Source organism: Streptomyces sp. NPDC096324, from assembly GCF_044763015.1.
GTDB lineage: Bacteria > Actinomycetota > Actinomycetes > Streptomycetales > Streptomycetaceae > Streptomyces.
Genome location: NZ_JBIWFK010000010.1, coordinates 49631 through 69884, shown reverse-complemented (window position 1 = coordinate 69884; position 20254 = coordinate 49631). Strand labels below are relative to the sequence as shown.

Genomic DNA, 20254 nt, shown 5'->3' with positions numbered 1-20254 from the left:
TGCGGCAGCCCTGCACGCCACTGCCTCCTCCCGGCCCAGACACCTTCCGCGAGGCCGCCTGCCACGCTCTTTCGAACCACGTACGTAAGGACGCCCCATGAGAACCAGACTCCGCATGCGTCCGCTGCATGCAGCACTCACCAGCGCCGCCACGACGGTCGGCATCACCGTCGCCCTGGTGGCCACCGGCACCCTCAGCATGGCGCAGGGCCGAATCGGCCAGGGCGCCCGGGAACTCGGCGACCCAGACTACGGCGTATGCCGCGGCGTCGACGCCCGCTGCTACCACAACTGGGGCAACTTCGACACCACCACGGGTTTCAAGGTCCTGCTCTACACCCACACCGCCGGCCCCCGCCACGCCAACCTCGGCCCCGCGCTCGCCACAGGCCTGAACCCGCCGCTCACCGACGCCAACGTCGTCCAGAAGGCCGTACTCAAGCTGGGCGCTGACAACGGCTTCCAGGTCGACTACACCGAGGACGTCGACCAACTCGCCTCACCCGCGACCCTGTTCAAGTACAACGCCGTCATCTTCTACTCCACCAGCCGCGACGCCCTCGACGACGCGGCCCAGACCTCCCTGCGGCAGTACGTCCGCGGCGGCGGCGGATTCGTCGGCGTCCACAACGCGTTCGGCACCGAGTACAACTGGCCCTGGTACGAGGGCCTGCTCGGCAACGCCAACTTCTACGATCACGGCCCCGCACAGCCCGGCACCGTCGAAACCGTCGACCGCAAGGACGTCTCCACCAAGTCACTGCCCGCCAAGTGGCAGTTCTCCGACGAGTGGTACAACCTCGTCCCCGCCCCGACGCGGGTGCGTGTCCTGGCCAACGTCGACGAGAGCACCCTTGCCAAGGGCGTGGCGGGCAACTACAACCACCCCGGGCACGGCGAGAACCACCCCGTCGCCTGGTGCCAGTACTACGACGGCGGCCGCGCCTGGCTGACCACACTCGGCCACGACGCCAAGGACTTCTCCACCGACGGCTCCTTCGCGGGCGCCGCCGAGTTCCAGAAGCTCCTTCTCGGCGGTATCGAGTCCGCGATGGGCAAGACGCCGTTCTGCAAGTGACGTCCGGCCGCCACCGGCCGGCCGAACACCGACGCCCACAGCGGCGCCGACACCCCTCCCAACAGAGAGGCAAGACCGCCATGCACGAGAAGATCTGCACCCAGCACCCGAGCGAGCCGGCAGCCCAGGCCCCCACGGGCTGGCAGAGCCCCGACTTCACGGTGATCGACACCGCCCTGGAAGTCACCGCCTACTCGCTGCGCACGAAGTAGGGGACGCCGCCATGCTGCTGCGCGTCCTCGGCACAGCAGCCGGTGGTGGCATACCTCAGTGGAACTGCGCGTGCCCCGGCTGCTCCGGGGCACGCCGTCACCCCTCACGCCGACGCCTTCACGACGGACTGGCACTCCAGCCGGAGGATTCAGGGGCCTGGTTCCTCGCCAATGCCACACCGGACATCGCCGAGCAGCTCGAGAGCCATCCCACGCTGAGGCCCGACGCCGGACAGGAACGAACGCCCGTCGTACGCGTCGTACTCACCGATGCCGAACTCGACCACACCCTCGGCCTCCTCCGGCTCAGGGAAGCCTCCCGCATCGACATCTGGTGCACCGACCCCGTCCGCAAAGCCCTGACCACGCGCCTTGCCCTCAACGAGGTCCTTGCTCCCTACACCACACTGAACTGGAACGACCTTCCCCTTACCGGAGCCGAACACCCCACAGGCATAGGCGGACTTGACGTCAGCGCCATCCCGCTGTCCGCCAAACGCCCCCGCTACGCCGCAGACGAACCCGCACACCCGGCCTGGAGCACCGCTCTCAAAATCAGCGACCGAACCACCGGGAAGACCGCGCTGTACGCGCCGGCCCTGGCGGCCTGGAACGACCGCCTCGACGACGAAATCGCCGACTCTGACTGCGTCCTGATCGACGGCACCTTCCTGACCGACGACGAGCCCCGCCGCACAGGCTTCTCACAGCGCACCGCCTCCGCCATGGGGCACCTGCCGATCGAAGGCGCGCACGGCACCGCCCCCCGCCTCCAAGGAAGCGGCAGGCAGATCCTCTATACCCACCTAAACAACAGCAATCCTCTGGTGGACCCGGACGATTCCGCACACGAACGGCTCGCCGGCCTGGGCCTGGGCGTTGCCGCAGACAGGATGGTGGTGCCTCTATGACCACGGCTGCACCCGACAACGTGCTCGTCACCCACCACCGCGCCACCGAAGAGGGCCCGATACCCTGGACCGCGGATGAGCTGGAACGGCGACTGCGAGAACTGGCGGTCAGCCGCTACCACGACCGCCACCCCTTCAACCAGCGCATGCACGACGGCCAACTGACACCGGCCGAGCTGCGGACCTGGGTCGCGAACCGCTTCTACTACCAGTGCAACATCCCCATCAAAGACGCTCTCATCCTGAGCAAGCTCCACCTTCCCGCGCAACGCCGGTCCTGGCTACGACGCATCCAGGACCACGACGGACACACCGACCAGGACGGCGGCATCGAGAGATGGCTCCAGCTCGGCGAGGCCGTCGGCCTGCGCCGTGACGAGCTGCTCGACCGTCGACACCTCCTGCCCGGCGTCCGCCTGGCCGTGGACGGCTACGTCAACTTCTGCCGCAACGCCAGTGTGCTGGAAGCCGTAGCGTCGTCCCTGACGGAACTCTGCGCCCCGTCGATCATGCTGACGCGCCTGGAAACCTTTCCCCTGTACTACCCCTGGATCAAGTCCGCCGGCCTTTCGTACTTTCGAGGCCGCGTCCCCCAGGGCCGGCGCGACGGAAGCGAAGCCCTGAGCTGGGTACGCACGTGGGCCATCACATGCGGGCAGCAGCACCAGGTCCTGGCCGCGTTGTCCTTCAAGTGCGACGTCCTGTGGAGCCTGCTCGACAGCGTTCAGCAGGCCGCCGACCAGGGCTGCCACCATGCCTGATCACTCCATCTGGCGTCCCCGCCTCCCGCCCGCAGCGCTCCTGCGGAGCGACCGGGTCCGCCACACCGACGTCCTGCTCCTGCCCGAACGGGTCATCGTCCTGCATGGCTCCGGCCGGGCCGTCCTCGACCTCGTGGACGGCACCCGCACCGTCGAAGAGATCATCGCCGCCCTCGCGCCGGAACCCGTCCCCGACACGATCCGCGACGACGTCACCTCGTTCCTGAACAAGCTCCACACGGAAGGCGGCCTGCGATGACGGCTCCCACCCCGCCCTGGGCCCTGCTGGCCGAACTCACCCACGCCTGCCCCCTGCACTGCGCCTACTGTTCCAACCCCCTGGAGCTGACCCACCGGTCCGAGGAACTCGGCCCCTCCCAGTGGGCCGACGTCTTCAGCCAAGCAGCGGAACTCGGCGTCCTGCACACACACCTCTCCGGTGGCGAGCCGCTGCTGCGCAAGGACCTCGAGCAGATCACCCGCTCCGCAGTGGACGCAGGCCTCTATACCCAACTGGTCACCAGCGGCGTCGGACTGACGGCCAAACGACTCGACGCTCTGGTCGACGCCGGCCTGCACAGTGTCCAACTGTCCGTACAGCACGCCGACGCCCGCCGGTCCGACGAACTCGCCGGCCATCCTGCCTTCACCGCCAAACAGCAGGCTGCCGCGCTCGTCAGGGAACGCGACCTGCCCCTGGGCATCAACGTCGTTCTGCACCGGCACAATCTCGACGCCCTGGACGCACTGATGGAACTCGCCGCGGCCTGGGACGCAGAACGGATCGAGCTGGCCAACACACAGTTCTACGGCTGGGGCCTGCTCAACCGAGCCGCGCTCATGCCGAGCCGCGAACAGTTGGCCGCCGCCGGGGCGCGAGTGGAGGCCTGGAGAGAACAGCTGGACGGCACTCTCGAGATCACCTGGGTGGTGCCCGACTACTTCTCCGGAACCCCCAAGCCCTGCATGGGAGGCTGGGGCGCGGTCTCGCTGACCGTCACGCCGGACGGGACGACTCTTCCATGCCCGGCAGCGGCAACGCTGCCCGGGCTCAATGCGCCCAATGCCACCGAGCGGCCCCTGCGCTGGATCTGGGAGGAGTCACCCGCCTTCAACGCTTACCGCGGTACCGACTGGATGCCGGATCCCTGCCGCAGCTGCGACCGGCGAACCGAGGACTTCGGGGGGTGCCGCTGTCAGGCATTCGCCCTTACCGGAGACGCGTCCCGTACCGACCCGGCCTGTTCACTGTCGCCGGACCACGCGACTCTGATCGATCTCACGCGCCCCGGCACTCCGCCCGAGCTCATACCTCGCCGCCCTGCAGCAGTCAGCCGGCTCCAGGCGCGCGCCGCACAGCGCGTCACGTGAGAACGTGCATAGGTGTCCGGAGCCTGTGCACCGGCCCTCCCGCTGTGCACCCCTTCGCCCAGTCCAGGAGGTTCCCGGATCAGCGTGCGGCCCGCCGGCCTCGCTGCAGGTCAAGACCCGCTCTGCGGCCGACCGGAGGGCTGCCCAACTCCGGGACCCTGCTCCAACAACGGGGCGCGGTCCTGCCGCTGGATACGACAGGACCGCCGTACGTCTGGCCGGTGCCCGTGGCCGACGGCATACATGTGCTCGAAGGAATGACGCGGAATACCGCGTTACACGGTGACCGTCTTCGGCTGGACAACCTCCTGTGCCATCCTCCTGCCGAGCTGCTCGGTGGGAACCGTGTGGGTCTCGCGGGCCGAGAGGGCCGCCACCACCGGCGGGATGCACAGCGCCGCGGTGAACAGAGCCACAGCGGTCCAGTCCGTACCGCCCGGGCCCGCGATCTCCGCCGCGAAAGTGACCGCGAACCCGGCCACCGCGAACCCGATCTGGGTACCGAGCGCCACGCCGGACAGGCGTACCCGGGTGGAAAACATCTCGCCGTAGAAAGAGGGCCAGACACCGTTGGCGGCGCTGTAGACGATGCCGAAGGCGACAATCCCGAGGAGCAGGGTGAGCGCGTAGGAGCCGGTGGAGATCGCCCACAGGTAGCCGGTCATCGCCACAGCGCTGCCGATCGCGCCGATCAGATAGACCGGGCGGCGACCGATCAGGTCGGACAGGATGGCCCACAGCGGGATCGCGGCAAGCGCGACGACGTTGGCGAGCGCCCCCACCCACAGCATGGGCGTGCGGCCCATGCCGACCGCGTCGCTGGTCGCGTACGCCAGCGCCCACACGGTGAAGATGGTGGAGACGGAGGCGATGAGCGCGCCGGCGATCACCCGCAGTACGTCCGCCCAGTGCTCGCGCAGCAGCACGGCCAGCGGCAGCCGTTCGACGCCCTCGCCGACGGCCTGCCGGGCGAAGGCGGGCGTTTCCTCGAGCCTGCGGCGGATGAGGTAGCCGACCACGGCGACGACGACGCTCGCCCAGAACGGTATCCGCCAGCCCCAGGTGAGGAGTTGATGCTCGGGCAGTGAGGCGACCGGGATGAACACCAGGGTGGCGATGAGCTGTCCGCCCTGGGTGCCGCTGAGGGTGAAGCTGGTGAAGAAGCCGCGTCGGTGCTCCGGGGAGTGTTCCAGGGTCATTGAGCTGGCGCTGGCCTGTTCACCTGCGGCGGAGATGCCCTGCAGGACACGGCAGGCCACCAGGAGGGCCGGGGCGAGCGCGCCGACCTCGGCACGGGTGGGCAGACAGCCGATCAAGAACGTCGACAGACCCATCAGGATCAGCGTGAATACCATGATCGAGCGGCGGCCCAGGCGGTCGCCGAAGTGGCCGAGGAACAGTGCGCCAATGGGACGGGCGGCATAGGCGACGCCGAATGTGGCGAGGGACAGCATGGTGGCGTTCGCCGGGTCGGAGGAGTCGAAGAAGACCTTCGGGAAGATGAGTGCCGCTGCGCTGCCGTAGATGAAGAAGTCGTAGTACTCCAGTGCGCTGCCGATCCAGGCGGCCGCCGCAGCCTTCTTCGGCTGGCCGGGCGGTGCGGTTGCGCCGGGGGAGGGGGAGACAGACACGGCGTGCTCCTTCGAAAAGCGGGCTCCACCGCGGCGGAGTGAGCAGATGAGCGGAGCGGGCGCACGAGCAGGGTGAACAGAGAGGGAAGATGCCGGACCCTCAGTGATCACTTTTGCTAATTAACCCACTGGGTAGTTAGTTTCAGTGGGTAGGGATGTTGCGCCCGTGTTTCCCCTCTGTCAAGGGGCGGGGCCGCTCCGTTGCTCAGTCCGTCGCACCGCCTGCTGTCAGGTAGGCGATCACCATGTCGCCGAGCATGGACCGGTAGTGCTCGCGCCGGGCCGGGTTCACCAGGTCGCGGCCGAACAGCGCCCCGAAGGTGTGTCTGTTGGCGACTCGGAAGAAGCAGAAGGAGCTGATCATGGCGTGCAGGTCGATGGCGTCCACGTTGGCCGTGAACAGTCCGGACCTCCGCCCAGAATCGAGGATGCGACGGATGACGTCGAGCGCGGGCGAGCCCATCCGGCCGAGCTTCTCGGAGGCGGCGATGTGCTCGGCCTCGTGGATGTTTTCAATGCTCACCAGGCGGATGAAGTCCGGGTGCTGCTCGTGATGGTCGAAGGTGAGCTCCGCCAGCCGGCGGATGGCAGCCACCGGGTCCAGATGCTCGACATCCAGCTCCTGCTCGGCCTGGCGGATCACCGCGTACGCCCGCTCGAGCACGGCCCTGAACAGCTGCTCCTTGCCGCCGAAGTAGTAGTAGATCATCCGCTTCGTGGTGCGGGTGCGGGCGGCGATCTCGTCGACACGGGCGCCGTCGTACCCGGCGCGCGCGAACTCCTGCGTGGCGACGTCGAGGATCTCGGCCTGAGTGCGGGCCGCGTCGCGGATCCGCCCGCTGGGTCGTGCTGTTTCGTCGACGCTGGTCATCGGCTTCCTCCGCGTGTAAGGGCAGTGCCGGTGATTGTAGAAGTCGGGTCTGGTGCGACTTCCGCCCGCCGGTCGGGGGCTTCCGGCGCAGCCATCGCGCTGATATAGCTAACGTACTAGTTCGTACATTGCTGGCCCTGTCAGGAGGTCTCGGTGGCCAAGGACGGATATCTCGTCGGGCTGATCGGTTCCGGTATCGGCCCGTCGCTCAGTCCAGCGCTGCACGAGCGGGAGGCCGACCGACAGGTCCTGCGGTACGTGTACCGCATCATCGACATCGACGTCCTCGGAGTACCACCTGAGGCGGTCGGCGAGCTGCTGCGCTCCGCCCGCGACCTCGGCTTCGACGGCCTCAACATCACCCACCCGTGCAAACAGCTCGTGCTTCCCCACCTCGACACGCTCAGCCCGCAAGCACAGGCACTCGGAGCAGTGAACAGCGTCGTCTTCGACAGCGACGGTCGCGCTACCGGGCACAACACCGACGTCACCGGCTTTGCCGCATCGTTCGCCCGCGGCCTGCCCCACGCATCGCTTCAACACGTGGTGCAACTGGGGGCAGGTGGCGCGGGCGCAGCCGTCGCCCACGCCCTGCTCACCCTCGGCGCAGAGCGCATCACCATGGTTGACGCTCTGCCCGAGCGGGCCGCCGCCCTTTCGACCGCCCTCAACCGCCACTTTGGTGCGGACCGCGCGGCCGCAGGAAACCCCGAACGCCTGCCCGCCCTGCTGGCCGCAGCCCGCGGTGCCGGCGGCCTGGTGCACGCCACCCCCACAGGAATGGCCGCCCGCCCCGGCCTGCCACTCCCCGCCGAACTGCTCCACCCCGGCCTGTGGGTCGCCGATGTCGTCTACCGCCCACTGGAAACAGAGCTGCTCCGCACCGCCCGTGCCGCAGGCTGCGCCACCCTCGACGGCGGCGGCATGGCCGTCTTCCAGGCCGCCGATGCCTTCCAACTGTTCACCGGCCGGGAGCCCGACAGCACCCGGATGCTCGCGGACTTCCGGCAGTTGACGGGCGCCCTGCCCACCACGCCGTAGCACCCGCCCACGGCGGCAACCGACCCAGCGGAAAAGAGGAATGCAGGTGCGTACGTCCATCGCCACCGTCTGTCTCAGCGGATCCCTCACCGAGAAGCTGACCGCCGCCTCGCGGGCCGGCTTCGACGGGGTGGAGATCTTCGAGAACGACCTCCTCGCCAGCCCCCTCACACCCGAGGAGATCCGCACCCGCTGCGCCGACCTCGGCCTGAGCATCGACCTCTACCAACCCATGCGGGACACGGAGGCGGTGCCCGCCGACGAGTTCGCCCGCAATCTGCGCCGTGCCCGCAACAAGTTCGAACTCATGCGGCGCCTTGGCGCGGACACCGTTCTCGTCTGCTCCAGTGTCTCTCCGCTCGCCCTCGACGACGACGACCTGGCCGCTGAGCAATTGAGCCGACTCGCCGACTTGGCGCAGGAGTTCGGCATCCGCGTCGCCTACGAGGCGCTTGCCTGGGGCCGCCACATCAGTACCTACGACCACGCCTGGCACGTCGTCGAGTCCGCAGGCCATCCCGCCCTTGGCACCTGCCTGGACAGCTTCCACATCCTCTCCCGCGGCAGCAACCCCAAGGGCATTGAGGACATCCCCGGCGAGAAGATCTTCTTCCTGCAACTGGCCGACGCACCGCTGCTCGCGATGGACGTCCTGCAGTGGAGCCGCCACTACCGCTGTTTCCCCGGCCAGGGCGGCTTCGACATCGCCGGCCTCCTGCGGCATGTGCTGCGCACCGGCTACGAGGGACCCCTCTCCCTCGAGGTCTTCAACGACGTCTTCCGCCAGGCGGAGGCGGCACCGACGGCCGTCGACGCCCACCGCTCCCTGCTGGTCCTCCAGGAAGCCGCCGGGGTCACCCAACTGCCGCCGCCGGACGTCCCGTCGGGCATAGCCTTCGCCGAACTGGCTACCCCCGACGCCCAGCCGGTCACCCAGGTGCTCGGCGCACTCGGCTTTACCCGCACCGCACGACACCGCAGTAAGCCAGTTGACCTCTGGCAGCAAGGCGAGGCACGCATCCTGATCAACACCGGCACCGCCGCGCGCCGCGAGAGCACCGCGCTCGCCGCGATCGGCCTGGAGTCACCCCACCCGTCCGCCGCCGCCCGCCGCGCCGAAGCCCTCCTCGCCCACGTGCTGCCCCGCCGCCGTACCCCCGAAGACGTCCCACTCGACGCCGTGGCCGCCCCCGACGGCACCGAACTCTTCTTCTGCTCCACCGACCGCCCCGAACTGCCCGACTGGCAGACCGACTTCACCCCCATCGAAGAGCATCGCGCCGCAGACACCGCAGCTGCTTCCACGGGACTGACCACCGTCATTGGCCGCATCGACCATCTGGCTCTCACCCAGCTCTGGCACCACTTCGACGAAGCCATCCTCTTCCACAGCAGCGTCCTCGGCCTGCGCCCCCAGGAGAGCGTTGATGTCGCTGACCCCTACGGACTGCTGCGGAGCCGTGCCGTCAGTACCGCCGATGGCGCCGTGCGCATCGTCCTCACCGTCGGCGCCACACCCACCGAGCGCGATGCGCCGGCCCAGCACATCGCACTCGGCACCGACGACGTGGTCGCCGGCGCCCGCTGCTTCCGCGCCGCAGGCGGCCACCTGCTGAAGATCCCCACCAACTACTACGACGACCTCGCCGCCCGCTTCGACCTCACGGACGACGAGCTGGCGACCTACCAGGAACTCGGCATCCTCTACGACCGCGACGCGGGCGGCGTTTTCCGCCACTGCTACACCCGCACCGTCGGCCGCGTCTTCTTCGAACTCCTCCAGCGTGATGCGGGATACCAGGGCTACGGCGCCCAGAACGCCCCCGTGCGTCTCGCCGCCCAGCACATGGCATAGAGGCCGGGCCGTCGTCAGTGCGTCGTGATCAAGGGGGCCGAGCGGGCGGATGAGTCGAGGATTCCCAGTGCGGTGTCGGGCTGGCGGTGGCCGCATGCGCGTGTACGCCGGCACTCCGGTGCTGCTCGGCCCCCTTCGGCCCCCTCCGCCCCCTCGGGCCCCGACGGGATCTCGAACCGGGCGACGCGGATGCGGTACTGGCCCTGCTGCGGCAGAAAACCAGCGTGATCGAGGTCAGGGAGTGAGCGCCCAGGTCAGCGGGCGGCCCACTCCTTGAGCTCGACAGCGATGGCCCGCACGTCCAGGCCCTCGCGGTCGATGCGGGCCGCGAGGGCCGCGGCCTGCTTGGGCTGGACGTCCACGATGATGCCGCTCACCGTCAGGTAGGAGGCGGCGACGACTGCCCCGAACAGTGCGTTCGAGTGCTCCAGCGCGGGGCAGCGGATGAGCTGGTGCATGAGCGCAGCCGCCCGGTGGTGCACCTCGGTGTACACGGGGGTGTCCATGACCGAGTCGGTGTGACGGGCGGCCGCAGCTGCGAGCGTTCCGAAATCGATGATGTCCGGGTCTCCGGGAAGGTTGCGGTGCGCGAGGTCGAGGAGCCATGCGCGGTCGATCCGTACGATCACGCTGCGGCCGCCGACCCACGGTCGGTACGGGGGTCGCTGAACTGCTCGGCGAAGGCGTCTGCGAACTGGTCCACGAAGTGTGCGCCCGCGGCGAGGAAGCGGTGCCGTACGTCGTTGCCCTCGTCGGCGAGTACCTGCTTGGCGTACTCCGGCACGGTCAGGCCCGCGGCCTCGGCCCGCCTCGCGATGCTGGCCGCGATCTCGTCATCCAGTCGCACATTGATCTGCTTCATACGAGCAGCGTAGCGACCTGTACGAGGTGCTACAACCGGTTCGGAAGAAGCGGGTCAGGTGACGTGACGCGGCCGGTAGCGCGAGACCGCGTCACGTCACCGGACCATGGAGACAGAGGACGACGGGGCCGGCGGAGGGGGCACCTGGGTGTCGCTGGTCTCGCGAGTGCCGAGAGTAACGACGACGGTGAGGGCAACGGCAACAGCCGTGCCCGACACGATGCCCGCGTGGATGGCGCCTCATGTCGTGGGCAGGCCGATGGGAGTCGGGTGCTGGGACCTGCGGAAGACGCCCCAGCCCACCAGGGAGGAGACGGGCGAGATTCCGGCCGCGATGAACAGGATCACGTGCTGCCTCTTTTCGCGTTGGTAAGAGTGGACACCCAGCCTCCGAGCGGAGGTCTTCTCCGAACGCGGACTCTGAGCGCCCCGGAGCGCCTCCGGGGGCTCAAGCGCCTGGAAGCTGTGTTCGTTCTTGTCCGAGTACGCGAAATCCGCACGACTTGGAAGACCGCAGGTGAACGAGCGGCAGCCACGTTGAGGCACAAGTCGACAACTTCGGAGCTCAGTGGGCGGCCTGCCCGGCGGTTCCGGGTCGCGGCCCAGTACTCGCCCGGGACACAAGACCGGGAGCACCTTCACTCTCCGCGGCGTGGATTACAGATTCGAGGTGAAGGCGCTGCCCCGTCCCAGGACCCGGCCGCGCAGGGCATGGACCCGGCTGCCGAGCAGCCGCCGGAGCTCCAGCCACCGCATCAGGACGACGCGCGCCCGTAGGCGGGTGATGCCTACGGCGAGGGCGACGAGACCGACCCGGCGCAGGCGTACGCCGCTTTCACCGGCAACAACGGCGAACAGGGGTGGCTGGACAACCCGGAGGACGGACGTTGACGGGCTGGGTCCACGACGAGTCGGGGCAGGTGTGGTGCTACTTCGACCCGGACACGTGGGCCATCGACATGGACGACGCCGGTTCGGGGCAGTCCGGCGGCACCGGCGACCAGCCGGACCCCGCGACGCGGGACCCCGCAATACAGGGCCAGGATCCGGCGGCCGGCGACCCCGCCGCGGACGACGAAGAGGACCCCACGGAGCCCAAGAAGAAGGGCAGGCGGTGGCAGTGAGGCCCGGCCGGCAGGCCACGGCGGGACGCCCCCCGGGTGCGGCACAGTGCGCGCATCGAGAGCCCCGCCTAGTACTGCAACGGCGTTTGTTCTGATTGTTGGGCAGTTCAGGGGCTTTGTTCGCGTCGCTTGTAGTGACTGACGCGTGCTTGGTGTTGGCGGTGTCGGCGCCAGGTTGACCAGTGCAAGATGTGGTCGACTGGCGTGGGTTGTCGGTTGGTGAGGCGGGTGATCAGGCGTCTGATTTCGGCGAGGCTGAGATGGATGAGCTGGGAGGATCCGTTTCTGCTTTGTCGGTGTCCAGTGCGCGGGCCTGCAGGATGGTGAGGCAGGCGTGGGCGGCCATGGCGAGGGTCATGTGGCGGTGCCAGCCGGGGTAGCGGCGGACCTGGTAGTCGTCCAGGCCGCATTCCTGCTTCGCGCTCTGGAAGCATTCCTTGACGGCCCACCGGCTGCCGGCGATGCGGATGAGCTCGTCCAGCGTGGCGTCCGCGGGGCAGTAGGTAATGTAGTAGGAGATCTCCTCGGGGCGGCTGACGCTGCGGCGGGCGATGACCCAGTGTCGGCGGTCCTCACGATGCCAGGGATGGACTTCGACGCGGGCCCAGTCGTAGATCCGCTGGTCGGCGCCTGCGCCGCAGGAACGGCGTCTCCACTTCTGCCGGGGCAGGCCGGGGAACAGGTCGTGGAGGGGATGGTCGATCGACCAGCGGGTGACGACGGTGTCGTGCCCGGTGGTGGCCATGACGTGGAAGACATCGGCCTGTTCCAGCTCGGATCGCCAGCCTTTGCTGAAGCCGTAGGCGGCGTCCGCGGTCACCCACCCGAACGGGACCCGGTCGGCGATCGCCTTGCGGACCATTGCCTTGGCCATCACCACCTTCGTCTCGAAGGCGACGCGGTCGTCGATACCGGCCCGCCGACAGCGTTCCCGGTCGTCCGTCCAGGACGTGGGCAGATACAGCCGCCGGTCGATCAGAGTGCGTCCGCGGTCGGTGACGTAGGCGAGGAACACTCCGACCTGGCAGTTCTCGGTGCGTCCGGCGGTGCCGGAGTGCTGCCGCTGCACCCCGGCCGACCGCAGGCCTTTCACCAGGAAGCCGGTGTCGTCCACGACCAGGACTGCCCCGGGGTCACCGAGGTTCTCGACCACGTAGTCGCGCACGTCGTCGAGAACCTCATCGACGTCCCACTCGATCCGGTTCAGCATCCGCTGGATACGGTCGGGGCCGTCGTGACCGGCTTCCTCGGCCAGCGTCCAGCCGTTCTTGCGCTGCAGCGGAGCGATCAGCCCCGGCATGTAGGCCAGAGCCGACTCCCGAGGCTCCGACCTGTTGAAACGGTGCACAAACCGCTCATGCACCGCGGCCAGCTCACCTGCCCACAACCTGACATCAGCAAGGTCCCCACCCAAAACCACATCAACGAGCAACCTGGCCAACAGTCACGACAAGAACCGTTGCAGTACTAGGGGCCGCTGCTGGTCCCCCTCCATGACCAAGAGCGGGCTGTGGATGCCGTTGCCCGCCTGCATGACGGCTCGCTGACACGTCGGGCACCTACGGTCACTGCCCCTGGTTCTCCGGGATCTTCGTGAACCGCCCGTACGCGCCGCGCGGGGCTGCCAGGCGTCTCGGTCTCCACCGCGGCCCGTACCGGTCGGCGTGCTGCTACGTGGATGTCTCCGAGCTGGAAAGGCTCGCCCTTCCCCATAGGCTGCGATTGTGTGGAAAGAAGCCGCTACCAGGGCCCTGCCCGGCGTGACATTTCGACCGCCGGTGGACCGGGCCGCTCTCACTGCGGCGGAGCAGCGGCTCGGCCGAGGCTTGCCGGCCCAGTTGGCCTCTCTGCTGCTGGAGACCGATGGGATAGTCGGCGCCTACGCGAAGGACGTCGTCTGGTCCTTGGATCGGATCGTGGAACAGAACCTGCTGTTCTGGTCCCCTGATACGTTCCCGGGGCTGTACATGCCCTTCGATCCGCTGCTGTTCTTCGGCGACAACGGCGGTGGCGACCAGTTCGCCTTCGTGTTGACGCCCGAGCGTCCGGACATCTTCGTGTGGGACCACGAGACCGACAGTCGGCTGTGGGCTGCGCGGGAGTTGGAAGACTACTTGCATCGCTCATTCGCGGATGGCGGCGACTGGTGGTGGTAGCCGAACGCGCCACGGCCAGGACCGCTGGGCGGACTGCTGCTCGACATCACCGGCTAGAGCTGTCCGGCCGATCTTGAGACGAATTGGTATGGCCTCTCGGGCTGCTCGCTGGGAGGGTGTGCTCATGAGCGATCTGGACGCGCCGCCATCGCCGCCCGGCCGCGTAGAAGTGGCTGTTCAGTGGCAGGCATTGGCCCAGGGGGAGGTGACCCGTGAAGCGATGCATGCGTGGGCGCGACCTTGGGTGGAGGGCGAGGCGGCGCTCGCTGACTTCGAGGACCCTTTGGTCGTAACGGCCCTGCAGTACCTGCACGGCTGGCCCTCTTCCAGGTGATCAACCCAGGGTGGCCGTGCGGCGCCGTGGGGAAGCGCAGCCGACGGCCGGTCTGTGCTGGCGCCCGTCGCAGGAGGCAGCGCAACGCCACCCAATGATCCCCGCGCGATCGCCGAAGTCTGGGGTTGCACGCCGAACAGCTCGGCTACCCGTGGCCCTACTGATGCCGCGCACGTGATCACACGGGGACGGCGACACCCTGCCGGTTGCGGGTTGCCCTGGCGGCCGGCCCCCCTGGTCATTGGGCCGGCCTGACAGAGCGGTGCGTGCCCCCGTATCAGTGGACGTCGACGTAGTCGGTGACCTTGGTGCTGGCGAGGTAGTGGTTTCCGGTCTGGCGGCTGAAGGCGACGGCCCAGGTGCCGTCCTGTTTGGCGGTGACCCAGCCGGTGAGGTGGCCGTTGTGGTCGCTGCCGAGTTCGCAGACGTAGTGGTAGGTGGTGGAGCCGCGGGGCTTGAAGTAGAGGGTGGGGCCTTCCTGGAGCGGCTTCCAGGTGGTGCCCTTCTTGTACTGGGCGGTGCCGGCGAACCTGATCGGCTGTCCTTTGCGGACGGGGTGGGAGGAGGCGTGGAAGCCGGTGATGCGGGTGGCGTAGCGGTAGAGGTGCACGGGCTTGGTGGTGCTGGTGCCGAGATCGGGGTTGCCGTTGAAGCGGGCGCGCCAGTAGGCGTCGGTGTCCGGCTTGGTGAGGGTGCGGGCGAACGTTTCGTCGAACAGGGGTTTGTTGTGGTGGATCGGGACCGGAACGGTGGCGGCGTCCTTCCAGCCGCTCTTGCCGTCCTTGGAGTACTGCAGGGTGATGGTGGGGTGGGCGGGCCAGTGGGCGCGGGTGTTTTCGTAGGAGACGTAGCCGTGGGTTCGCAGGGACCCGTCGTCGTCGAGTGATGCGCTCAGCCCGATGTGCGTGGTGTAGGCGACGTGGAGGCTGAAGGGTTGGGTGGCGGTCAGCTGGAAGGGCATGTCGTACGTGCCTGCGACGAGTTCGCCGCTCGGGGCGGCGCCGCCCGAGGAGGGGACGTGCAGGGTGTAGTTGCCCTGACTGTCGGTGGTCGTCCGGCCGGCCACATGCGCCGAGTCCAGCAGCGTGATCGTGGTGTGCGGCAGCGGCTGCCAGCCCGAGGTGGTCTGGACTTCCGCGTGGCCGGTGACGGTTCCCGTCGCGCCCTGTTGCAGGTTCAGGGCGTGGGTGCTGGCGGTGAAGCGGATCGGTGCCGGTGCGGTGTGCAGATCCAGGGGGTCCGACCCCAGATCGATCGCCCCCGGGTAGCTGTTGGACGCCTCGGGCCATGTGTACAGCCGGAAGGTCTGCGTCGTGGGGACGAACGCCGCAGTGAAGCGGCCGTCGGTGCCGGTCGTCGTGGTGGTCCAGGTGCGCCCGGGGCCGCCGACGGCGATGGGGATGCCGGCGGCGGGAGCCGGGGTGCCGGGGTCGCGTGGGTCCTGGGCGACGGCGGCACCGCTGACGGAGACTTCCTGGTGGAGGTAGTCCGGCACGCTCGGGGCGGCGGTGAGGCCGGAGAGGGTGATGACGGTCTGATAGCGCAGCGGGTGCGGTGACACGGCCTCGGTGACGGTGGCGCCGGAGGCGTCCTGGAGATCGACGGTCACCCGGTAGTCGCCGAGTTCGGCCAGGTGCACCGGCGCCCGCCAGACGCCGGAGCGGGCGTCCTGCCCCGAGTACTGGGTGAAGTCCTCTGTCGATCCGGCCTCTTGAGCCCCCTCCGGTGCGTTCAGCGGGTAGAAGTGGGCCGTGATGTGTGTGAGCGGGCTGTCCGAGTGCGCCGTCACGAAGAGCAGGCCCGGCTCGTACCAGCCGTCAGCGTCGGACAGCACAGGGCCGCCGGTGGTGCCGTCCGCGTGGGCCGGGGAGGTTCCCGTGAACAGGGATGCGGACAGGGCGGTCGCCGTGGCCGCGGCCAGGAAGGTGCTGCGTCTCATGGTGGTTTCCAAGTGGTGGGGTGCGAGCGAGGGTGCCCGCCCGCACCCGGGGGCTCCAGGTGCGGGCGGGGCGCTGTGTGAGGGCCCGATGTCAGTCGAGCTGAGTCACCTTGGGCAGGTCACCGCTCGACGCGGCGTCTGCCGGGGGCAGGGCGGTGGGGTAGATGCGGATGTCGCTGACCGCGCCGTTGGTGAATTCGCCGTACGTGCCGGAGGCGAGCTTGCGGCCGACCTGGAGGGGGCCGGTGGCGTTCCAGGGGGTGTAGGTCCAGTCCCTGGTGGCGACGAGTTTGCCGTCGACGTAGAGGCGGATCTCCTTGGCTGCGGCGTCGTAGATGCCGACGAGGTGGGTCCACCGGCCGGCCACGGCCTTGCTGCCGTAGGTCGCACGCCAGACGGCACCGTCGGCGTCCGTGCTGTGGCGGCCGAACGCCCAGGACTGGGCGCCGGAGGAGTAGTACAGCTGGAAGCCGTTGTTGCTGGTGCCGTTCTGGGAGAGGAACGTGCTGTTGACGGTCAAAGAGTTGAGCTTGACCCAGGCGGAGACGGTGAAGCTCTTTGAGGTATCCACGGCCGTTCCGGCCGTACTCCCGTAGCCGGTGCTGCCGTTGAGGGTCACCGCGTTGCCGCGGGTGGTGTCGGACGTCCAGGAGTAGCCGCCGGCCAGGGTGGCGTTCAGGGTGCCGGTGCTGTCGGCGGTCGTGGTGCCGCTGCCTTCCGCGAGCTTCCACCAGTGGGTTGCGGTGTCGGTCACCGAACCCAGCGAGACCGCTGAGCCGAAGCCGTAGGTGGGCGGCGAGGTGAGCACCAGGCTCTGGCGGTAGTTGTATTCGACGAGCTGCCCGAACGGCCCGACCGCGTACAGGTCGGGGCTGCCGTCGGGGGCGCCGGGGGTGGTGTCGCCGGGCTGGACGGGGCTGTTGACGTCACCGGGGGAGGCGACGACCGGGTAGAGCGTGGGCGAGAGGGTGAGCCCGAGGCTGGTGCGCACTGTGGGATGGAGCAGGGCCGGCACCAGGGTGGCCGGGTCGACGGTGATCGGGTAGCTGTAGAGCTGACCGGTGGCGTTGTCGCGGGACCACAGGACGGGCTTGTTCTGGAAGGTGCCCGCGGCGATGAGGGTCTGCGTGGTCCAGTCGCCGTCGCCGAGCAGGAGCGGGTTCTTGAGGTGGTAGCCGCCGTCGGACTGGTAGATCCAGAGTTCCTTGTTCTCGACGGTGATGACGGCGGGGTAGCCGTCGGTGTTGCCGAAGACGTTGCCCGGTGCGATGAGCTGGCTGACGTTCCAGGTCGTGGCGTTGTAGTCGGTGCCGCGGCAGCGGGTGTCGTCCGCGACCACGTCGGCCGGTGCGCAGCCGTCCTTGGGGACGCGGTCGAAGCGTCTGCCGACGAAGCCGCCGAGCTTGGACCAGGACATTCGGGGGAACGTCGCGTCGTCGACGGGGTCCAGGTCGTTCTTGACGACGTAGAGGTTCGCGCTGTTCTTGTTGTACGCCCACAGGTCGTCGCCGTCGGCCCCGTGGAGGTTGCCGCGGTGGGCGATGAGGTAGTTGTTCCAGCCTGTACCGTCCGGGGAGTCATCCTTGGTGGAGACGATCACGGGGCCGTCGACTGCCGGGACCGTTTCACCGGTCACCGGGTCACTGTGGACCGGGGTGGTGGCCTGGGCGGGATCGTGGTTGCCCGGGACGAGGTCGAGATCGCCTGTCTTGGTGGTGGCGAGGAGGTCGGGAACGCCGTCACCCGTGATGTCACCGGGCTTGACCTTGGTGGCCGGGTTCCACGGCACGGTGAAGGTGTAGCCGGCGGGGCTGGTGGAGATGTTGCCGGCTTTGTCGACTCCGGCGACGTACAGGGTGTGCACGCCCCAGTCCTGGATCGGGACGGGGATGGTGGCGGTGGAGCGTCCCTGGCTGTCGGTGCCGGAGACCGCGACGCTCTGGCCGTCGGGGTCGGTGGGCGGTGAGTCGAGCTGCCACAGGAAGGACTTCATGCCGCTGGACTTGCAGGCGTCGGGGTCGCAGGTGTCGTCGCTGGAGGGGGCGTCGGTGCCGGCGACGGTGAAGTCGGTGGTCTTGCCGGGGCCGGCGTAGACGGGGTCGCTCTCGCGCGTAGTTCCGACCGGGGGGAAGGCGGGGTTGCCGGAGATGTCCGGGGTGGGCGGTGCGGTGAAGTCGGTGTTGAACCAGCAGTGGTCGGACTTGCCCGAGGTCAGGGCTTGGTCCGAGTCATCCTCGGCGTAGACGTCCCAGCCGTACTGGTGTCCGTCTTTGAGGGTGGCGCCGATTTTCATTGCCGCGTCGGTGCCGGAGGCCAGTGATCCGCTGTCCGGGGTCGAGACGGCGGCACCGTTGCCGTCGCCGTCGGGGTCGATGGTGCGGTCCCACACGTAGTAGTGCGCTTTGACCTTCTCGCCGGAGATCTGGCTGGTGACGGTGGAATGGAGGGTGATGTCGCTGCCGGCGTCGGAGTAGGTGGTGGCGCCGATCCAGCCGACGCCGCTGGTGGTGCACGGGGCCGAGGCGTCGGTGGCGCCCGGGGTGATGTGCAGGTTGGTGGGGATGCCGGGCGGGACGTCAAACTTGGTGGTGAGGGTCAGTGTGGTGGACAGACGAAGGTAGTCGTCGTTGCTCGAGGACTCCGACTCGTTGCCGTAGAGACCGATGGTCCAGGTGTTGGCACCGTCACCGAAGGTGCCGTCCGCGTCGTAGCCGTTGCCGTCTTCGTCGGCGATCTTCTGGGCCTGGTTCTTAACGTGGAACGTGGCGGTGCTGTTGCTGCAGGAGCTGCCGGAGTTGGCGCCGCTGGGCACCGTGTCGGTCACCGGAGGGAAGGCTGTGTCGTGGACCCCGGGGCGGGACAGCCAGTCGGTGCTGGAGCTGATGGCGTTGGTGGTGTGCAGGGTGAGCGGCTGGTTCTGGCTGCAGTCGTAGCTGGCCGCGAAGGTGGTGGAGATCTTCACGTAGGCGTCGGAGATCACGAACGAGGCGTGCAGTCTGTCGGTGGTGATCGCCCAGTAGGACCGCTCCAGCCCTGTCCCGCAGGCGCCACCCCACCGCTGGTAGCCCGCACCTTGTCCGTTCGTCTGCGCCTTGTCGTACTGCGGGGAGTTGTCGCAGGCCGAGCTGGAGTAGACCTCGGTGTAGTGGCCTGCGGTCGAGGAGACGGGGTTGGTGTAGGGGTCGATGTACACCGGGTAGGTGGTGTCCGGGCCGGTGAGCATGCCGGCGTCGGGGGTCAGCGTCACGGCGTCGCTCGTGGCGGTCATGGCAACCGGCTTGGTGGTTGCCTCTGGGCCGGGACCGTCCACGGAGGACGTCACGTCTGCCACCGGACCGCCGAGTTTGGGCGGGGTGGTAGCGGAGTCCCACATCAGCGGTTGCGGGCTGGTGTAGGCCACGTCGCCATCGGTGGTGGTGGCTTTCATGCTGTCGGAGTCGGTGGCGGCGAGTGTGAGGCCGCGAGTGTCGGCGGCCAGCGTGAGCTTTTTCAGACGCGGGTTGGCCGCCGCGTCCGCGTTGTGGACGATCAGGACGTCGCTGAAGCCACCCTGGCTGGTGACGGACACCGAAAGGTCGACTCCGGGCAGCACCGAAGAATACAGCGCCGTGTCGTCGCTGACGCTCGGTGCCGGCAAGGTGAACGGCAGAGTCAGCGCCATGCTGGGGCCATCTGCATGGGTCAGCGTGACCAGAGGGCCGTCGCCGCCGCCGGAGAGGGTGACCTTGTTCGGCGTGGCCTGGGGCGCGTAGTTGCCGTGGCCGTCTGCGGCAAGGGTGGAATCTACGGGAGTCCACTCGCCGTCCTTGAGGACGCGGGTGGGCAGCGCGCTGGTGGTGCTGGTGAAGGTGCCGTCCGGCAGTGCGTCGGTGGTGGAGACCTCCGTGGTCAGCGCGTCCACCGGGACAGTCTTGCCCGTGGAGAGGGCCTCGGTCCGGGCTGCCAGCAGCGGGTCGGCCGGAGCAGGCACGGAGTCGTCGGCGACGGCGGGCAGTTGAGGGAACATCGCCACCAGGCTCATGAGCGCGGTGAACATGGCCAGTCTGCCGGCCGCAACAGCGCGCCTACGGCGGTTGCGTATCGGGGGTCTCAACACCTGGCAGGCTTC

General features: G+C 68.6%; 18 protein-coding genes. 11 read left to right on the top strand and 7 right to left on the bottom strand.

The genetic code is table 11. From position 1 onward, the window contains the following. Positions 1–97 precede the first annotated feature (97 nt). The 6 genes from ACIQ7M_RS27315 to pqqE all read left to right on the top strand — a co-directional run bounded on the left by ACIQ7M_RS27315 (position 98) and on the right by pqqE (position 4333). Positions 98–1078 (top strand): ThuA domain-containing protein, encoded by a 981-nt coding sequence (locus ACIQ7M_RS27315; protein ID WP_403649119.1) that lies wholly within the window; start codon positions 98–100, stop codon positions 1076–1078. An 80-nt stretch (positions 1079–1158) separates the two neighbouring features. Continuing rightward, complete coding sequence (gene pqqA, locus ACIQ7M_RS27310) at positions 1159–1290, top strand: pyrroloquinoline quinone precursor peptide PqqA (RefSeq protein WP_403649116.1); 132 nt, start codon at positions 1159–1161, stop codon at positions 1288–1290. A gap of 11 nt (positions 1291–1301) precedes the next feature. Then, positions 1302–2201, top strand: a complete 900-nt coding sequence (gene pqqB / locus ACIQ7M_RS27305; protein WP_403649113.1) for a pyrroloquinoline quinone biosynthesis protein PqqB — start codon at positions 1302–1304, stop codon at positions 2199–2201. Continuing rightward, positions 2198–2962, top strand: a complete 765-nt coding sequence (gene pqqC / locus ACIQ7M_RS27300; RefSeq protein WP_403649110.1) for a pyrroloquinoline-quinone synthase PqqC — start codon at positions 2198–2200, stop codon at positions 2960–2962. The genes pqqB and pqqC overlap by 4 nt, the downstream gene beginning before the upstream one ends. Continuing rightward, the gene (pqqD, locus tag ACIQ7M_RS27295; protein ID WP_403649107.1) at positions 2955–3221 is read left to right on the top strand and encodes a pyrroloquinoline quinone biosynthesis peptide chaperone PqqD; all 267 of its coding nucleotides are present in this window, start codon (positions 2955–2957) and stop codon (positions 3219–3221) included. The genes pqqC and pqqD overlap by 8 nt, the downstream gene beginning before the upstream one ends. Continuing rightward, entirely contained in the window at positions 3218–4333 is a 1116-nt protein-coding gene (gene pqqE, locus ACIQ7M_RS27290; RefSeq protein ID WP_403649104.1) for a pyrroloquinoline quinone biosynthesis protein PqqE, read from the top strand. The genes pqqD and pqqE overlap by 4 nt, the downstream gene beginning before the upstream one ends. Before the next feature lie 275 nt (positions 4334–4608). Here the strand turns inward: pqqE and ACIQ7M_RS27285 are convergent, their stop codons facing one another. Together ACIQ7M_RS27285 and ACIQ7M_RS27280 are read right to left on the bottom strand one after the other, a co-directional pair. Then, positions 4609–5964: an MFS transporter gene (locus ACIQ7M_RS27285; protein ID WP_403649101.1), complete on the bottom strand. Its 1356-nt coding sequence runs from the start codon at positions 5962–5964 to the stop codon at positions 4609–4611. Positions 5965–6169: 205 nt separating this feature from the next. Further along, positions 6170–6835, bottom strand: coding sequence for a TetR family transcriptional regulator (locus ACIQ7M_RS27280; RefSeq protein WP_403649098.1), 666 nt, complete (start codon positions 6833–6835; stop codon positions 6170–6172). A 153-nt stretch (positions 6836–6988) separates the two neighbouring features. Between ACIQ7M_RS27280 and ACIQ7M_RS27275 the strand changes: the two genes are divergently transcribed. Together ACIQ7M_RS27275 and ACIQ7M_RS27270 are read left to right on the top strand one after the other, a co-directional pair. Beyond that, the gene (locus ACIQ7M_RS27275) at positions 6989–7876 is read left to right on the top strand and encodes a shikimate dehydrogenase (RefSeq protein ID WP_403649095.1); all 888 of its coding nucleotides are present in this window, start codon (positions 6989–6991) and stop codon (positions 7874–7876) included. A 46-nt stretch (positions 7877–7922) separates the two neighbouring features. Next, positions 7923–9731 (top strand): bifunctional sugar phosphate isomerase/epimerase/4-hydroxyphenylpyruvate dioxygenase family protein, encoded by a 1809-nt coding sequence (locus tag ACIQ7M_RS27270; RefSeq protein ID WP_403649092.1) that lies wholly within the window; start codon positions 7923–7925, stop codon positions 9729–9731. A gap of 254 nt (positions 9732–9985) precedes the next feature. Here the strand turns inward: ACIQ7M_RS27270 and ACIQ7M_RS27265 are convergent, their stop codons facing one another. Together ACIQ7M_RS27265 and ACIQ7M_RS27260 are read right to left on the bottom strand one after the other, a co-directional pair. Further along, complete coding sequence (locus ACIQ7M_RS27265) at positions 9986–10360, bottom strand: fic family toxin-antitoxin system, toxin component (protein WP_403649089.1); 375 nt, start codon at positions 10358–10360, stop codon at positions 9986–9988. Then, positions 10357–10593 (bottom strand): hypothetical protein, encoded by a 237-nt coding sequence (locus tag ACIQ7M_RS27260; RefSeq protein WP_403649086.1) that lies wholly within the window; start codon positions 10591–10593, stop codon positions 10357–10359. The genes ACIQ7M_RS27265 and ACIQ7M_RS27260 overlap by 4 nt, the downstream gene beginning before the upstream one ends. 887 nt (positions 10594–11480) lie before the next feature. On the opposite strand from ACIQ7M_RS27260, the gene ACIQ7M_RS27255 reads away from it, so the two are divergent. After that, entirely contained in the window at positions 11481–11717 is a 237-nt protein-coding gene (locus tag ACIQ7M_RS27255) for a hypothetical protein (RefSeq protein WP_403649083.1), read from the top strand. A gap of 232 nt (positions 11718–11949) precedes the next feature. Here the strand turns inward: ACIQ7M_RS27255 and ACIQ7M_RS27250 are convergent, their stop codons facing one another. Further along, positions 11950–13131: an IS701 family transposase gene (locus ACIQ7M_RS27250; RefSeq protein WP_403649080.1), complete on the bottom strand. Its 1182-nt coding sequence runs from the start codon at positions 13129–13131 to the stop codon at positions 11950–11952. A 310-nt stretch (positions 13132–13441) separates the two neighbouring features. On the opposite strand from ACIQ7M_RS27250, the gene ACIQ7M_RS27245 reads away from it, so the two are divergent. Further along, positions 13442–13873, top strand: a complete 432-nt coding sequence (locus ACIQ7M_RS27245; protein WP_403649077.1) for an SMI1/KNR4 family protein — start codon at positions 13442–13444, stop codon at positions 13871–13873. A gap of 124 nt (positions 13874–13997) precedes the next feature. Next, positions 13998–14207 (top strand): hypothetical protein, encoded by a 210-nt coding sequence (locus tag ACIQ7M_RS27240; protein WP_403649074.1) that lies wholly within the window; start codon positions 13998–14000, stop codon positions 14205–14207. 277 nt (positions 14208–14484) lie between these two features. On the opposite strand, the gene ACIQ7M_RS27235 is transcribed toward ACIQ7M_RS27240, so the two are convergent. Both ACIQ7M_RS27235 and ACIQ7M_RS27230 read right to left on the bottom strand, forming a co-directional pair. After that, positions 14485–16146 (bottom strand): hypothetical protein, encoded by a 1662-nt coding sequence (locus ACIQ7M_RS27235; protein WP_403649071.1) that lies wholly within the window; start codon positions 16144–16146, stop codon positions 14485–14487. 91 nt (positions 16147–16237) lie between these two features. After that, complete coding sequence (locus tag ACIQ7M_RS27230; RefSeq protein WP_403649068.1) at positions 16238–20182, bottom strand: LamG domain-containing protein; 3945 nt, start codon at positions 20180–20182, stop codon at positions 16238–16240. Positions 20183–20254 lie beyond the last annotated feature (72 nt).

What these genes read in the sequence shown, in the direction of transcription:
- ACIQ7M_RS27315 (WP_403649119.1), top strand. Translation starts at nt 98, where the DNA reads ATGAGAACCAGACTCCGCATGCGTCCGCTGCATGCAGCACTCACCAGC.
- pqqA (WP_403649116.1), top strand. Translation starts at nt 1,159, where the DNA reads ATGCACGAGAAGATCTGCACCCAGCACCCGAGCGAGCCGGCAGCCCAG.
- pqqB (WP_403649113.1), top strand. Translation starts at nt 1,302, where the DNA reads ATGCTGCTGCGCGTCCTCGGCACAGCAGCCGGTGGTGGCATACCTCAG.
- pqqC (WP_403649110.1), top strand. Translation starts at nt 2,198, where the DNA reads ATGACCACGGCTGCACCCGACAACGTGCTCGTCACCCACCACCGCGCC.
- pqqD (WP_403649107.1), top strand. Translation starts at nt 2,955, where the DNA reads ATGCCTGATCACTCCATCTGGCGTCCCCGCCTCCCGCCCGCAGCGCTC.
- pqqE (WP_403649104.1), top strand. Translation starts at nt 3,218, where the DNA reads ATGACGGCTCCCACCCCGCCCTGGGCCCTGCTGGCCGAACTCACCCAC.
- ACIQ7M_RS27280 (WP_403649098.1), bottom strand. Translation starts at nt 6,835, where the DNA reads ATGACCAGCGTCGACGAAACAGCACGACCCAGCGGGCGGATCCGCGAC.
- ACIQ7M_RS27260 (WP_403649086.1), bottom strand. Translation starts at nt 10,593, where the DNA reads ATGAAGCAGATCAATGTGCGACTGGATGACGAGATCGCGGCCAGCATC.
- ACIQ7M_RS27240 (WP_403649074.1), top strand. Translation starts at nt 13,998, where the DNA reads ATGAGCGATCTGGACGCGCCGCCATCGCCGCCCGGCCGCGTAGAAGTG.
- ACIQ7M_RS27235 (WP_403649071.1), bottom strand. Translation starts at nt 16,146, where the DNA reads ATGAGACGCAGCACCTTCCTGGCCGCGGCCACGGCGACCGCCCTGTCC.
- ACIQ7M_RS27230 (WP_403649068.1), bottom strand. Translation starts at nt 20,182, where the DNA reads ATGTTCACCGCGCTCATGAGCCTGGTGGCGATGTTCCCTCAACTGCCC.